This is a genomic window from Erysipelatoclostridium sp. MSK.23.31, from assembly GCF_019125875.1.
In the GTDB taxonomy this organism is placed as follows: Bacteria; Bacillota_I; Bacilli_A; order Erysipelotrichales; family Coprobacillaceae; genus Thomasclavelia; species Thomasclavelia ramosa.
On record NZ_JAHOCB010000015.1, the window covers coordinates 62,427 to 78,190 of the forward strand.

The 15,764-nt window shown below is 32.1% G+C and carries 13 protein-coding genes; 1 reads left to right on the top strand and 12 read right to left on the bottom strand.

Annotated elements, in window-relative coordinates; genetic code table 11:
• The 12 genes from KSU54_RS08515 to KSU54_RS08570 form a co-directional block, all read right to left on the bottom strand.
• Positions 1–837 carry a PTS mannose/fructose/sorbose/N-acetylgalactosamine transporter subunit IIC gene (locus tag KSU54_RS08515; RefSeq protein ID WP_003536187.1) on the bottom strand — a complete coding sequence of 279 codons (837 nt, stop codon included), beginning with the start codon at positions 835–837 and terminating at the stop codon, positions 1–3.
• Between the two features lie 27 nt (positions 838–864).
• Positions 865–1,356, bottom strand: coding sequence for a PTS system mannose/fructose/N-acetylgalactosamine-transporter subunit IIB (locus KSU54_RS08520; protein ID WP_003536186.1), 492 nt, complete (start codon positions 1,354–1,356; stop codon positions 865–867).
• 12 nt (positions 1,357–1,368) lie between these two features.
• Positions 1,369–1,794: a PTS sugar transporter subunit IIA gene (locus KSU54_RS08525; RefSeq protein ID WP_008791332.1), complete on the bottom strand. Its 426-nt coding sequence runs from the start codon at positions 1,792–1,794 to the stop codon at positions 1,369–1,371.
• 141 nt (positions 1,795–1,935) lie between these two features.
• The gene (locus KSU54_RS08530; RefSeq protein ID WP_003536184.1) at positions 1,936–3,231 is read right to left on the bottom strand and encodes an extracellular solute-binding protein; all 1,296 of its coding nucleotides are present in this window, start codon (positions 3,229–3,231) and stop codon (positions 1,936–1,938) included.
• The gene (locus KSU54_RS08535; protein ID WP_003536183.1) at positions 3,224–3,898 is read right to left on the bottom strand and encodes a response regulator transcription factor; all 675 of its coding nucleotides are present in this window, start codon (positions 3,896–3,898) and stop codon (positions 3,224–3,226) included. The genes KSU54_RS08530 and KSU54_RS08535 overlap by 8 nt, the downstream gene beginning before the upstream one ends.
• A complete protein-coding gene (locus tag KSU54_RS08540; protein WP_008791331.1) occupies positions 3,891–5,201 on the bottom strand; it encodes a sensor histidine kinase in 1,311 nt (436 codons plus the stop codon). Before KSU54_RS08540 ends, KSU54_RS08535 begins: the two co-directional genes overlap by 8 nt.
• Entirely contained in the window at positions 5,201–6,166 is a 966-nt protein-coding gene (locus tag KSU54_RS08545) for a sugar ABC transporter substrate-binding protein (RefSeq protein WP_003536179.1), read from the bottom strand. The genes KSU54_RS08540 and KSU54_RS08545 overlap by 1 nt, the downstream gene beginning before the upstream one ends.
• Positions 6,167–6,297: 131 nt before the next feature.
• Complete coding sequence (locus KSU54_RS08550) at positions 6,298–7,698, bottom strand: glycoside hydrolase family 32 protein (RefSeq protein ID WP_003536177.1); 1,401 nt, start codon at positions 7,696–7,698, stop codon at positions 6,298–6,300.
• Positions 7,699–7,709: 11 nt separating this feature from the next.
• Entirely contained in the window at positions 7,710–9,605 is a 1,896-nt protein-coding gene (locus KSU54_RS08555) for a sucrose-specific PTS transporter subunit IIBC (protein ID WP_003536175.1), read from the bottom strand.
• Between the two features lie 143 nt (positions 9,606–9,748).
• A complete protein-coding gene (locus KSU54_RS08560) occupies positions 9,749–10,747 on the bottom strand; it encodes a LacI family DNA-binding transcriptional regulator (protein ID WP_003536174.1) in 999 nt (332 codons plus the stop codon).
• A 178-nt stretch (positions 10,748–10,925) separates the two neighbouring features.
• Positions 10,926–12,146 carry a YdcF family protein gene (locus KSU54_RS08565; RefSeq protein WP_003536173.1) on the bottom strand — a complete coding sequence of 407 codons (1,221 nt, stop codon included), beginning with the start codon at positions 12,144–12,146 and terminating at the stop codon, positions 10,926–10,928.
• Between the two features lie 505 nt (positions 12,147–12,651).
• Complete coding sequence (locus tag KSU54_RS08570) at positions 12,652–14,130, bottom strand: family 1 glycosylhydrolase (protein WP_003536172.1); 1,479 nt, start codon at positions 14,128–14,130, stop codon at positions 12,652–12,654.
• 203 nt (positions 14,131–14,333) lie between these two features.
• Here KSU54_RS08570 and KSU54_RS08575 point away from each other — a divergent pair, with 203 nt between their 5' ends.
• On the top strand, positions 14,334–15,656 hold the full coding sequence (locus tag KSU54_RS08575) for an aspartate kinase (protein WP_003536170.1): 1,323 nt from the start codon (positions 14,334–14,336) through the stop codon (positions 15,654–15,656).
• Positions 15,657–15,764 lie beyond the last annotated feature (108 nt).

Genomic DNA, 15,764 nt, shown 5'->3' on the forward strand with positions numbered 1-15,764 from the left:
TTATATATCCTCCTCGTCATCATCAACTACAGCAACTGCGACTTTACCAAGTGTCAACATTTTAATTCGATAATTGATCAATGCGAACATTCCCGCAACAACAGTTGCAGAAACTAAGTTAATTCCTAAAGCAGCTGCTAAAGTAAAACCAAAGAAAAATGGAATAAAATCAATTGCTTTAGTAACGATTTGTTTTAATAAGATTGCAATTCCGACACATGGTAATAATGAACCGACTGTAAATAATGTTTTCATTGCAACCCCATCCATTGGTAAATAGGTTTTTATCAAGTCAACCATCGGAGCTCCCATTTTACACATGATCATCGCAGGAATAAATGAACATAAAATATGAGAAATCCAAGGTAATACCATATCTACTATATATAATTTTTTATAATCTCCATTTTCTACTGCCCGCCAGCCAATATGCTGCCATGCTAGATTAATCGTTGCAGTACCATAGAATAAAACTGTTCCTAAAGTTCCAACCATTGTTCCAAATGATGTTGCAAGTGCAGCTCCGTCACTTGAGGCAGCATCTAGACCATAGCTTTTAATTGCAATCATAGCAAGTGGAATCCCTATATAACTTACTGCCCGTACATCAGCCGAAACTGTTCCCCCTGGAGTAACAAGAGCGATATAAACTACTTGCATTGCAATCCCTACTAAAATTCCAGTTTGAATATCACCTAAAATAATTCCACAAACTAAACCACCAACTAAAGGTCGACCTAATGTGTAGTTACCAAATGATGTTCCCCCTAAACCTGGCATACTTGATAAGCAAGCAAATAATCCAAGTAAGGCGGCTTGAATCCAACTTATTTCCATAATAAAAATCCCCTTTACATTTATATTTTAATAACCAAATTTACTTTTGAAATCATCCCATGTCCCAATCGAAACGTCTGGTAATAAAGCAAATTTTATTGTATAACCAGCTTTATGGATACGTTCAAACGCATCAGCCTCCGCTTGAGTAATTGACTGGTTATTACCTAATTTAGTAGCCCCTTCACGATCATTACAAGGTCCTACAATAACAGTTTTAACACCAGGATCAAATCCCTGATCTACTAAAATCGTACACATATCAATTGGATTTTTAGCAATCAAGAAATATTTTGTGTCACTATCTAAAACTTTTTGTGATTTTTTTGCGAAATCTGCTAATGTCCAAACAAATGTTTTCTTACCACTTGCTGCTTTATAGGCAGCTTTTAAAACATCATTAGTTGCTGCTTTATCATTTACAGCAATTAATCCATCACAAGGATATTCTCTAGCCCAACGCGTACAAGTTTGACCATGAATCATCCGATCATCAATTCTTACAAATGAAACTGACATAATCTTCTCCTCCTAAATATCATCATCTTCATCATTTGTTTCTAAAACAAATTGTTTAATTGCACCTGTTGCCTCACTCGTCACATTTGTAATTAAAGCATCAGTATCTAAAACATCTTTCATTAATATTGTTGTTAAAGCTAATGGTAAATTCATTCCCCCAAGTACTGTCGTTTTATCAATCAATCCTGATTGTGCCAATACATTCATTGCAGTTGATAAAGGTGAACCACCTATGATATCAGCTAAAACAATAATTTCACTTTCTTTAGGAATTTTAGTGATTATCTCAGTAAAGTCTATAGCAAACTGATCAGCTGTAATTCCATCTTTTAATCCTATTGCAATTACATCATCATGATTACCTGTAAGCATTTTTAAAGAATCTAGTAACCCTTCAGCGAAGTTCCCATGACTAACTAATATTACATATTTCATTTTTAATCTCCCTTTCTTTTGACATCTATATCTTATCAAGTAACCCCTTTCAATACATCTGAGCATTGTCATTTCTTTTCATAAACAAATGTCATTTTTTTAATGACATTTGTCATAATAAAAAACGAATAGTCATACTTGCTACTCGTTTAAATAATTAGTTATTTCTTTTTGTAAAGCAGTTAATGAAGTATCTAAATCCAGATTGTTTTGAAGTGCTTGATTAATCTGATTATCAGCAATCTTCATTGCTGCCTCATATTTTCTAAATCGCGTATTTGTGGTTGGATACTCCATTACCTGGCTTAATACCCGCATATCAATTTTACTATCACCAAGCGTATCTTCCTCTAACAATTTCAAAACCTGTTTAGATTCGGTCACCTCTTTTAATGGAGATACCCCTTGACTATATTCATAAATATCCTGCTGTGAAGCTTGACTATAAGTAAATTCTTTTAATAGTTGCCAAGCTAACTCAGGAGCACTAGTTCGCATCGACATCCCCATCATTAAAGATGATAATTGTGTTAAATGTTGCTCAGAACTTTGAGGCATTTCAATCACATCCCATTCAAATGTAGAATATTTACTTACTCGATAAGGATAAGGCTTATATGTTCGATATTGAGAAAACTGCATTGGTGCAAAAGCTACTTTGCCTTGATCGAAATCATTGGAAGTAATATTAAAGCCGCGATTTAAAGCATTCAGTTTTTCAATAAATTGAATAGCACTTTTTACTTCGTGATTATTAAAATCACAGGTCGTTCCAGTTTCATTAAATAACTCTATTCCACTAGCATAAATAGCGTTGATCCATTCATAATTATAACAGCCGTATTGATCGATAATTCCGTCATTATTACTATCTTTAGTCAATTGTCGACAGACATTATAAAATTCTTCTAGCGACCAATTGTCCTTTGGAAGACTGATTCCTTCTTGTTGTAGCAAAGTTTTATTTACAAACATTAAAGTAGGATTTACTTCATAAGGCAAAGCATATTGTTTACCTTGATACTGTCCTGCCTGATAAGTACTTTGATAAAATTCATCACTATTAAAATCTTGATCATCAGTAATGATCGAGTCTAAATTTTTTAATGCGCCTAATGCTGATAGGGAATTAAAATCTTCATTTAAAATCATGTATAAATCAGGCTCAGCACCAATTAATAACTGATTTGATAACCATAAAGAATAATCTTCCTTAAGAATTCCACTTTTATATTGAACTTCAACATTGGGATGCTCTTTTTCAAAACGGACAATTATTTTATCAATCATTTCATAATAATCGAACGTAGGAACATCCCAATTACTTCCCGCAAATATTCCGATTGTTAGAACTTTCTTTTGATTGTGGTAATATATTAACCCGATTCCCATAACTAAAACTAAGACAATAATCATTATTTTATTCTTTTTAATCATCGTCAAGATCCTTTGTTGTTTGACCTGTTTGGACTGCCCAGATAGCTAACTGAGTACGATCACGAAGTTCTAGCTTTGATAAAATAGAGCTTAAATAATTTCGAACGGTTCCTTCAGATAAAAATAATTTTTGAGCAATTTCCTTATTTGATAAACCAAAACCAACTTGTTGAATTACTTTCCATTCTGGTTTATTTAATTCCCTAACATTATCATCATTAACATTGATTGCATAATTAGTATTTGCCATCTTCGAAAAAAGTCTAAATACTTTTGTCGCAATATCCGGATTGATCATTGCACCTCCAGAAACAACAGTTAAAATAGCCTGATACAATCCATCCATTGATACTCCTTTTAAAAGGTATCCACTAGCTCCAAATTTTAATGCACTAAAAACAAAATCATCATCATCAAATGTTGTCAAAATAATTATTTTAACATCCGGATAGGCTTCTTTAACCATCTTTGTGCAATATACCCCATCCATTCTTGGCATTCTAATATCCATTAGAATAACATCTGGAATATTTCGTTTTAGACTGTCTAATACACCAAAACCATCTTCTACTGTATCGATCACTTGTAAATCTTCGTGTGTATTTAAAACAATTTTCAATGATTCCCTAATTAATTCTTGATCATCAGCGATTAATACCTTAATCATATCGTTCCCCCTCTTTCATTGGAATTGTAACCTTAACTGTAAAACCTTCTTTACTATAGTATTCTAAACGTCCATTTAAAATAGCAGCCCGTTCTTGCATTTGTTTTAACCCATAACCTAATTTTAGATCATCGCAGCCAACTCCATTATCTGCAATAACAATTTCTAAATCAGATACCCTTTGGTAAATATTGATTTCAACCTTTTTAGCTCGTCCATGTCTTAATGCATTTGTAATACTTTCTTGAACAATTCTAAAAATAATATCTTCTTTAGTATTTTCAAAATCAACTTTATCTAACTGATAATCAAGCATAATCTCAACCTCTGAAACATCGCTAAATTCTTTAATCATTTTTTGAATTGCTTCTTTTAATGTGTGCTCTTCTAAAGCTCCGGGCCGCAATTTATTAAGTGACCGCCGGACATCACTAATCCCCTCACGGACAACCTTAGAAACAACTAAAAGCTGTTGTTTAGTTACATTAGGATCGATATCAATCATTGCAATACATGCATCAATTCCAGCTGCAATTCCTGTCAAAGCATGACCGAGTGTATCATGAATTTCTCGTGCCAGTCGTTTTCTTTCATTACTCTCGCCAATTTTTTCTGTCACCGCAGCATAATCCTTCAATTGTTTATTAACTTCGTTGATCATAGAAAGTTCTTTTGAAATATTCTCATTTTCTCTAATTTGATTTGCAATATAGACAATTAAAAACATAATAAACAAGACTAGGTTTGTTGATTCAAGAATATTTTTAGCTATTAAAATCGCAGTTTTCGTCGCGGCATCATAAACCTGTATATAGCTGTCTAAAGAAACCATTGGAATTATATTAGAAATAATGTCATAGTTAGATAACAAAAAAATAATTAAAATAAACCCGATAATAACCATTGTATTGCGCCCATTTTTGGTATTAAAAATTATATCTGCAAACACTAATAAAGCTATTCCATTATAGCCCATATAAAGATTATAAATAATCCAGAAACATAAAATTATTTCTAATCCATTACAAATGACTCGTCCATTTCGAACTTGAAAATTCTCAGATTTTCTAATGAACATAATCATTACCAACAATGCAAATCCTATAATTGAATAAATAAATACTTTAGTCGGATTCTTTGGTAAATATGCTAATGTATCTAAAAAATCGCGCCCCATCAAATTATTACAAACATATTTTGTTGAAAATAAAATAATACTAGCTTCAAATAAAATAATAATAAAATTGATTATGATCATCATATTTTTAATTGACGATACAGAGCGATACTCACTGTATTGCATCATTGCCACCCCGTTAACTCAAAGTTAGAAATATTATCACGGCTAATCAACTCTACTGGTACTTCTATTTTCTTTTCAATCTTCTTATTTTCTAATAACGCTTTCGCTTTTTGATAAGCTAACTGTCCCATTTTGACAGGTGATTGAGCTGCTGTTGCCTGAATCAGTCCAGTATTGATCAATTCTTTAACATCAGGCGAACCATCGACTCCATAAACTAAAACATTATCTATTTCCATTGATTCAATCGCTGCCAATGCTCCTAAAGCACTACGATCATTTAATGCCATAACAACATCTACAGCAGGAGTTTCTTTTAGCATCTGTTTCATCGTTGGCATTGCAATCTCAATTTGACCATCACAGTCAGCACGATTTATAACTTGATAATTAGCATTACTAGCAATAGTATCAAGAAATCCCTGAATACGTTCTACCGCAGACTTTGCAGTAGCATGCTCTAATAAAATAATCTTAGCATGATCTCGTTTACTCATCATATCTTTTGCACATAAAACACCTGCATCATAATTGTTAGAAGCAATTGAACAATTTACTAATGACTCATCATAAATAGGGGCATCAACTACAATAACCGGAATCTTAGCTTTTTTTGCTGCTTTTAATCCAATTTCTATTTTTTTAGCATCAATCGGATTAACAAAAATCGCATCAACACGCTGGTCAATCAAATCTAATATTTGTTCATTCTGCTTATCAACATCTAAAATTGGATCAAGTGTAATCAAGACATCTCCATTCGCTTCAACCGCTTTTTTTATCTCATTATTAATCACTTCAAAAAATGGATTATTCATCGTCATATAGGTTGCCCCAAAACGCTGTTGTCCTACTGTTGCTTTAAAATCTGGATAACTATAAAATCCAAAAATCATCAACGTAATACAGAGGCAAAGAAATACCATCATTTTAACAATTGTTTTTTGATTATTTTTGATTTCCATAAATTCCCCCTATTTCTTTATACATTACATTTGTAATTATATAGTAACTGCTTTCATCACAATTTTAAAGTGACAAATGTCATACTAAGAAAATAAAAAAGTCGTAACCTGGTCACGACCTCTTCAGATACCTAAACTATCTGATAACTATTTAGCTCATAGTAAGTACATTGAATTTCTGTGTCAATAGATATTTCAAGGTTGCTACTATGATCATATATACGTGTTGTAAGTGCATATTCTCCATCATTGAAAAATATTTCTAATGATGAAGTATCACTATAAATCGTCATATTTGATAGATCATCAATAACGATATGTCGTGAATCACGACCATAACCACTTGCACCCATTGAAAATGTCAACAAATTACTGTGATAATCAATAACTGCATCATTTCGTAATGTTAGAGTAAAATCACGATTATTTATCGGTAAATATAACTCATATATATTGCCTTTACAAGATATTTTTTCATGATTAGACAAATTAATTATTTCTTTAGCTTTTCTCAACGATTTAGTTTCACTTATTGGTAATTGATATACTTTATTATTTTTAAAGGTTAGCTCACGTGGAAGCGTAAAAGCGTGTTGCCAATTATATTTGGTTGTTGGATTCGTATAAGGGACATCGGGCATCCCCATCCAGCCAATAATAATAGTTCTTCCTTGCTCATCAATAAATAATTGTGGAGCATAATAATCAAAGCCATGATCAAATTCAATAAATTCACTTAATCTATAATCTTTTTCAAGATCACCGTTGATTAAATAATAACCGTTCTGATATAGATTCTCATAATCATAACCTGCTGTTTCTACTCCTTGCGGACAGCAAAATAAAATCATCTGCTCATCAAATTTAACTAGATTAGGGCATTCCCACATATAGCCAAATGGTTCATTAGAAATAATGCGATTAACTAGTTTGTAATTAACCAGATCATCACTTCGATATAATAAACAACAGCCAACATCTTGATTTGTTCTAGCTCCTAAAATCATATAATAATGATCACCATTTTTAATAATTTGCGGATCTCGAACATGCAAAGTCAAGTCATCTGGATAATCGTCATTTTTCATTAGACATACTTTTTCACCAAAATTAATTCCATCATCACTTATAACCATAATTGTATTATGGTCACGACCAGTATGAATATAATCATGTTTCCCAGGATATTTTACGTTACCGGTATAGTAAACATACATTTTATTATCCTTGATTATTGTTGAGCCAGAATAAGCACCTCCAGCATCTAAAGAACAATCAGGAAACAGGGCAACAGGTTCATTTTTAAAAGTAATAAAATCCTTTGTACTATAATGTCCCCAATATTTATCACCTCCAAAGCAATCGTCTGGTGCATATTGATAGTAAAGATGATAAATCCCTTCAAACTGACATAATCCATTAGGATCATTTAACCATCCAGTAGGTGGCATTAAATGATAATTAAGGCGATATTCATCATTACTTGCTTGTTTTTCTAATTTTTTGATTTGTTCATTATTTAAACAGGTCATAACTATTTCTCCTAGTCTAATTTGATTATATCTTGATTTAAACTACATGTTCCAAGATTAATAATTTCAAATTGATTTTGACTTGTAATAACTAATGGTGTCGCAATTGGACATCCTGCTGCTTCAACCATCGCAAAATCAATTTCCATTAATTTATCACCTTGTTTTACTTTTTGACCTTCAGTAACAAATAAATTAAATGGTTTTCCTTCAAGTTTTACAGTATCCAAACCTACATGAATAAGAATTTCAATTCCATCATTACTTTTAATTCCTAAAGCATGCTTTGTAGGAAAGATCATTGTAATTTCACCATCAATCGGAGCTGCTAAAATATTTTCTGTAGGAAAGATAACTACCCCATCACCCATCATTTTTTGTGCAAAAATCTCATCTGGTGCTTCCGTTATTGAAGCTACTTTCCCAGCTAGCGGTGCAGTGATAATGTTTGTTTTTACTTCTTTAGCTTCAGTTGGCAGTTCACTATCTTGAGTAGGTTGTTTAGCCATATCACGTTTATATAATATAATTGTTAAAACAAATGACACTGCAATACTTAAGACCATCCCAATTGCAAAATTCAAATAATTCTTAGGATCGATTGATAAGAAACCTGGTATACCTGCTGCCCCTAAAGCATTAGCAAGTGTTTTTGTTGCCGCTAAATAAGCACTTCCAACTGCTGAACCTACCATAGCTGCAATAAATGGATATTTAAGTTTTAAAGTTACTCCAAACATTGCAGGCTCAGTAATTCCTAATAACGCTGAAATACCTGAAGCTGAACAAATACTTTTTAATTTTTTGTCTTTAGTTACTAATAAAATTGCAATAACTGCTGCCCCTTGAGCAACATTTGACATTGATGCAGTTGGAAAAATGAATGATCCACCTGTTGTCTTGATCGATGCCAATAATTGTGTTTCAACTGCAATAAAACTATGATGCATTCCTGTTAAACAAATTGGTGCATAGAAAAATCCAAAGATTGCACCTCCGAATAATCCTAGCGTATTATACATCCATGATATTCCATCAGATAATAAGACCCCGGCTTCTCTTAATAATGGGCCAACTAAAATAAAAGTAATAAAACCAGTAATTAACGTTGCTAATAATGGTGTTGTAAGATTGTCCAGCCAAGTTGGTGTCACTTTGTGTAAACGTTTTTCAATGTTAGCTAAGATCCAAGATACCCCTAATACAGGTAAAACCGTTCCTTGATACCCTACTGCTTCAATTGATAGTCCAAAAATATTCCATACTGGTACTTCTACTCCTGCTTTACCATACGAATAAGCATTTAGTAGATCCGGATGAACCATGATCATTCCTAAAGCTGCACCTAAATATGGATTCCCACCAAACTTTTTAGTAGCACTAAATCCAATTAACACTGGTAAAAAAGTAAATGCAGCGTTTGAAAATAAATTAATCATTGATGCTAAATCAGCCCATTGCGGATATGCTTCAATCAAACTTTTATTAGCAAAAAATAGTCCTTGAGCTGTTAAAATATTATTAATTCCCATTAACAATCCGCCAGCAACGATGGCAGGAATAATTGGAACAAAAATATCACTTAATAACTGAACTGCACGTTGTAATAAGTTTCCTTTTTCTTCTACTTTTTCTACTTGGAGCGTACTATCAGTTTTAATTCCTAAAATATTTGTTACTTCGTCACATACCAAATTAACTAGACCTGGTCCTAAAATAATTTGATATTGCCCTTTAGCTAAAAAAGTTCCCTTCACAACATCAATATCAGTTAATGATTCTTCATCAACCTTGCTTTCATCAACTAGATTTAAACGTAGCCTAGTTGCACAATGCATTGCCCCCGTAATGTTTTCTTTACCACCAACACAATTAATTATTTCTTTGGCAATTTTGTTATAATCCATGTTTTATCCTCCTCTATGGTATCGGTTCCACAAATATACTATAAGCGATTGTTGTGACCCTGTCAATACTTTTTAACAAAAAACTGAAACCGATACCACATTTTTAATAAAAAAAGATGTTTTTTATTAAAACATCATCACTTTTATTTATTTAAATCTTTGACACTTTGTCCCTTAATTAAGGTATATCCAATTAACTGTAAATTATCAACAACATTCCCTTCAATTAAATCAATGATTGTTTGACCTGCTTTAATTCCAGTTTCTTCATTATTAAATCTAACTGTCGAAAGACTGGGATTAATAAATTGAGAAGTCTCATAACCCCCAAAACCAATTAAAGAAATGTCATCAGGCATCTTTAATTTTAACTCATTAATTGCTTTTAAACACCCCAAAGCGATATTATCAGTTGCTCCGATAAATAGAGTTGGCTGTTTCTTTTTTAGATAATCAAGAGCAATAAGATGAGCCTTTTCTAATGAAAAATCAGTTTCTAATAAATCAACGCTGCTTACTCCGTTGTCCCTTAAACCATTGATCACACCATCTTTACGATAAATTCCTACAGCCTCATCCTTACCACTTACACCGATATAACAAATCTTACGATGCCCCATATATGCTGCATATTTTCCAACTTCATATCCAGCACTATAATCATCATTAATGATAGAGACTCCTGCTCCATAACGCTGTGCCACAAATAATAGTGGAATATCTAATTTTGCAGCAATATTTTGATGTGCCATCGTTACTGCCGTTGCCATTAAAATAATTCCATCAACATTCATTCGCCATAGCTGTTCAATCGAAGTTAATTCTCGCATTTCATCATGATTGGTATTTATTATTAAAGTTGTATAACCATGATCTTTTAAATACTGATCCATCGTCATCAAAACACGAGATGTTGTAATTGAATCAAGACAAGGTACTACAATACCAATTACCTTAGTATATTTTGCTTTCAATGATTGCGCTAATGTGCTCGGTTCATAATTATTTTCATCAATTACTTTTTTTAATTTTAAACGCGTTTCTTCTTTGATATAACCACCATTAAAATACCGTGATACTGTACTCTTGCCAACACCAGCCATTTTTGCAATATCACTCATTGTTAATTTTTTATCTTTCATAATTATAACCTCTAACCTAAAGAAAATGACGGGCAGTTCCCGTCTTATTAATATAATCTTACAATATTTTAAGATTACGGTCAAACAAATATTATTCAATAAATAAAACTTAATTCCATTATCATTGATATACTAAAAAAAGCTGAATCATTTTGCGATTCAGCTTTCACTATAGCTATTAATTTTCTTTTCTTTTTGCTAAAAACATTCCAGCAGCTGCTAACCCTGCTACCATCGTCATTATTGCCAATGGGCTGTTATCTCCAGTATTTACTGCATTTACAGGTTTATCTGGGGTTGGCTGTGGGTTTACTGGAACTGTAATTGGAGCAGTTTTTACCTCAACTTCAAATTCAGCTGTCATAGTTACATCTTCAGAACTACTTGTAGAATGATGTAAAGTTTCCGTATAAACTACAACTACATTTTGTTTACCGACTTTATTAGCATCAAATCCAATAATTTTAGCAAGACCTGTAACATCACGACTATATTCAGTATCATAAGTTGAAGTAACTATGATATCTAATGCATCTCCAACAGTATAAGTATTTTTACCAGTAACTTCAATTCCTGTTAATTTAGATTTTGGTAATTTTTCACCATAAGGAATAGAAACTCCAGCAATTTGTGATAAACTGCTAGCTTTTTGTGATAATGTTTCACTAGTTTTATCTTCCCGGTACCATCCTGCATTACCATTTAATTTAATTGGCGTCTTCCCTAACTCACGTGCTCGAATTAATGATTCCGCATAGTATAAGATTGTTCCACGTTTTAAATGATATTGGCTAGTAATCATAGAAATACTCTTAATTGTTGGATGATTATAAAGAATATCAAAACTAAATTCAGCATTCTGTGCTGTATTAGCTGATTTATTTTCAACTAGAATTCGATTATCTGCTACACCATGTTCAACTAACCAGTCGTGCATCCGGTCCCCTTCAGTCCAACCGTTTTTCTTTACACCACCAGTTACTAAAATATATGAATTAGGATATTTTTGAGCACTGGCCAAAGCAGTCTCTAATCGTCCTACTAATTCTGGCTGCATTGTTCCATCACTCTTTAATGCAAAACCTAGTACAACAAAAGCATGGGTATTATCATTTGGTAGACCATCAGGAGCTACACCAATATTTTCGACCATATCGTTTTCAATCCAGTCCCAATAATCAATGATTGATTGCCATTGATCATAATCATCTTTAGAAACCTCTTTTAAAGTATCCAAAGTTCTCAAAACGTCTGTTCTAGCACCATCTCGATAATAACCGATTAAACTGCCAACTAGTGTATCTACTGTTTCCCCTTCAGCATACACTGGAATGAACATACTAAAGCACATCGACAGTGCTAAAGCTAAGCCAAGTATCGCTTTCCCTAACTTCTTCATAACTTTTTATCCTCCTTATGTTATGACTTCTTTATTAATATCATACCACTTTTGTCTATACAAAAAATATTTTTTGCACAAAAAGAAAACATTAAATATTTAATGTTTTTGTTTGCCGAATATGTTAAAATATAAAAGTAGCCAAAAATACTAAAAGGGAATGATAATGAAATATAATCATTATCATTCCCTTTTATTTATATAAGTCAATTGTAAAGAATATTTTTTGATTAAGGATAGAAGTTACCTCTATTTCATCACTATACTAGGTGTTTCAATACATTTTTTGGGCAATCCCGGTATCCAATAATCCTACATAGAAGACATCAGTGCTTTTAAATTATGAACAGCATAATTAATATAGCTTTTAAATCACCCTCATAATTTTATAACTATAATAAATTCCAATCTGCTCATTTATTATTTATCATTTTAAATGAAAAATTAATTTTAAAAAATCCTTGGTATATGTTACAAATGTAACACAATACCAAGAATTATTAAATTATTGATTACTTAAATCTTCTCCATTTGATTTAATTACTTTTTGATACCAATAAAAACTTTTCTTTTTCATTCTTGTTAGTGGTCCTTTACCATCATCATCCTTATCAACATAGATGAAACCATAACGCTTGCGCATTTCTCCAGTTCCAGCTGAAACTAAATCAATACATCCCCATGGAGTAAAGCCCATTAAATTAACACCATCATATTCAATCGCATCTTTCATTGCAGCAATATGTTTAGCTAAATAATCAATACGATAATCATCATTGATTGAGCCGTCTGCTTCAACTTTATCAATAGCTCCCAACCCATTTTCAACAATAAATAAAGGTAAGTTATAGCGTTCTTGTAACCTGTTTAAAGCTAATCTTAAGCCAGTTGGATCAATTTGCCAACCCCAATCACTTGCCTTTAAATAAGGATTAAGTACTGAAGTAGACATGTTTCCATCCGTTACTTTTTTACTTTCATCAGTAGTGACTACAGAGCTTGAATAATATGAAAATCCAATATAGTCAACTGTTCCTTCTTTTAAAATCTCATCATCACCAGGTTCTTTAATCAATTTAACTCCATCACGCTCAAATTCTTTTAATTTATAAGCTGGATAAAAACCACGACATTGAACATCACTAAAGAAATGTCTTTGTTGGTCAGATAACATTAATTTTAATTCATCATCAGGATTACATGTTAAGGCATATGTTGATCCATAAGCTGTCATCATCCCAATCTTGAAATCAGGATTAATTTTGTGCCCCATGATTACAACCTTTGCACTTGCGATAAATTGATGATACACGGCTTGAGCACGGCTTTGTGGATCATTTTTTAAGACTCCACCTGCAAACGGTGGCATAAAATCCATAATATTAATTTCATTAAAAGTCATCCAATATTTAACTTTATCTTTATAACGCTTAAAAATAGTTTCACAATATTTTTCAAAAAAGCCTACTAAGCGACGATCTAACCATCCACCATATTTATTTGCTAAATTTAATGGTGTTTCATAATGAGAAATTGTTACTACCGGTTCAATTCCATATTTTAAACATTCATCAAAAACTCGATCATAAAATTCTAGTCCTTTTTCATTTGGTGTTTCATCATCACCATTAGGAAAGATTCTTCCCCAGTTGATTGATAATCTAAAACAGTTAAAACCCATTTCAGCAAATAATTTAATATCTTCTTGATAATGATGATAAAAATCAATTGCTTGATGTGAAGGATAATATTCACCTTCATGACATTCTAATACCGCACCATCAGGAAGTGATTTAAATGGCATTACTGCTTGACTATGTTTACTTCCATCAGGCATCGTGTATGTAATTCTACGCGCTTCTTGATGCGTTCCATTAGTCATTACATCAGCAGTACTTAGTCCTTTACCATCTTCATTATATGCACCTTCAAATTGATTGGCAGCTGTTGCGCCACCCCATAAAAATCCTTTAGGAAAACTCATTTTTTCTTATTCCTCCTTAATATATTTATCATTATACCGTATCATCCTTATCTCTAATTAGTCCTTTCATCATCTGAAAAATATTTCAATTCATGAAAATACTTTGACAAGTTCATTTATTTTATCATTTTCTTAAATATTTCTTGATGTAACCACTAAAAAATGGTATTTTTTTATTAAACATTTATATAAAGGGGAACAGTATGAATAAAATTGTTAAATTTGGGGGTTCATCTTTAGCTGATGCAACTCAATTTAAAAAAGTAGCTAATATTATCAAAAGTGATAAATCTCGTCGTTTCGTGGTACCATCCGCACCGGGAAAAAGATTTAAAGATGATATCAAAGTGACTGACCTATTATATCAAGCTTATAATGCTAAAGATAATAAGACTTTTGAAGAAACATTTAAATTAATTAAAGCTCGTTATCAAGATATTATTGACGAATTAAAATTAAATTGTTCTTTAGAAAAAGAATTTGAAATTATTAAGAAAGCTTTTCAAGATAAAATTGGAATTGATTATGCCGCTAGCCGTGGGGAATACTTAAATGGAATTGTATTAGCTAACTATCTTGGTTTTGAATTTATTGATGCTAGTGAAGTTATCTTTATTGATGAACATGGTAATTATGATCAAGAAATGACTGATCCAGTTTTATCTAAACGTTTAAGTAACGTTAAAAATGCCGTTATTCCAGGTTTTTATGGTTCTGCTAATGATGGCAGCAAAACAATCAAAACATTTTCCCGTGGAGGAAGTGATGTAACTGGTTCAATCGTTGCAAGAAATGGTCATGTTGATTTATATGAAAACTGGACTGATGTTTCTGGTTTCTTGATTGCTGATCCGCGAATTGTTAAAGATCCTGATACTATTGGTACAATTACATACAAAGAATTACGTGAATTATCTTATATGGGAGCAAGTGTTCTTCATGAGAATTCTATTTTCCCAATTCGTAATGAAGGAATTCCAATTCAAATAAAAAATACTAATCGTCCTGAAGATGAAGGAACATTGATCGTTGAAACAACTTGTCATAAACCAGATCATGTTATTACCGGAATCGCCGGTAAAAAGGGATTTGCTACAATCATGATTGAAAAAGATATGATGAATAGTGAAATTGGTTTTGGTCGTAAAGTACTACAAGTATTAGAAGATAATGATTTATCATTTGAACATACTCCTTCAGGAATTGATACAATGACAATTGTCGTTGAGACTGAATCTTTTATTGATAAAGAGCAGGAAATTTTAGCCGGTATTCATCGTGCAGTTCAACCAGATTCAATTGAATTAGAATCTGATCTAGCATTAATTGCAATTGTTGGGCGCGGAATGAAAGATGGTCGTGGAACTGCTGCTAAAATCTTCACAGCCCTGGCTCAAGAAAATATTAACATAAAAATGATTGATCAAGGTTCATCAGAATTAAATATTATTGTTGGTGTAAAAAATATTCATTTCAAAAATGCAATTCGTGCTATTTACAAAATGTTTATTACTGAAGAAAAATAAAATTAATATAAAAACATCCTCCTAATATGTAGTGAACCCCTCTGTTTGGGCAATGATGCGTACCCTCTTTACTGGGCAAACCAGTAAGGAGGGTTTTTATATGAAATA

Coding starts and splice junctions, on each gene's coding strand:
- KSU54_RS08565 (WP_003536173.1), bottom strand. CDS start 12,146: ATGAAGAAGTTAGGGAAAGCGATACTTGGCTTAGCTTTAGCACTGTCG.
- KSU54_RS08525 (WP_008791332.1), bottom strand. CDS start 1,794: ATGAAATATGTAATATTAGTTAGTCATGGGAACTTCGCTGAAGGGTTA.
- KSU54_RS08555 (WP_003536175.1), bottom strand. CDS start 9,605: ATGGATTATAACAAAATTGCCAAAGAAATAATTAATTGTGTTGGTGGT.
- KSU54_RS08560 (WP_003536174.1), bottom strand. CDS start 10,747: ATGAAAGATAAAAAATTAACAATGAGTGATATTGCAAAAATGGCTGGT.
- KSU54_RS08540 (WP_008791331.1), bottom strand. CDS start 5,201: ATGCAATACAGTGAGTATCGCTCTGTATCGTCAATTAAAAATATGATG.
- KSU54_RS08535 (WP_003536183.1), bottom strand. CDS start 3,898: ATGATTAAGGTATTAATCGCTGATGATCAAGAATTAATTAGGGAATCA.
- KSU54_RS08545 (WP_003536179.1), bottom strand. CDS start 6,166: ATGGAAATCAAAAATAATCAAAAAACAATTGTTAAAATGATGGTATTT.
- KSU54_RS08575 (WP_003536170.1), top strand. CDS start 14,334: ATGAATAAAATTGTTAAATTTGGGGGTTCATCTTTAGCTGATGCAACT.
- KSU54_RS08520 (WP_003536186.1), bottom strand. CDS start 1,356: ATGTCAGTTTCATTTGTAAGAATTGATGATCGGATGATTCATGGTCAA.
- KSU54_RS08570 (WP_003536172.1), bottom strand. CDS start 14,130: ATGAGTTTTCCTAAAGGATTTTTATGGGGTGGCGCAACAGCTGCCAAT.
- KSU54_RS08530 (WP_003536184.1), bottom strand. CDS start 3,231: ATGATTAAAAAGAATAAAATAATGATTATTGTCTTAGTTTTAGTTATG.
- KSU54_RS08550 (WP_003536177.1), bottom strand. CDS start 7,698: ATGACCTGTTTAAATAATGAACAAATCAAAAAATTAGAAAAACAAGCA.
- KSU54_RS08515 (WP_003536187.1), bottom strand. CDS start 837: ATGGAAATAAGTTGGATTCAAGCCGCCTTACTTGGATTATTTGCTTGC.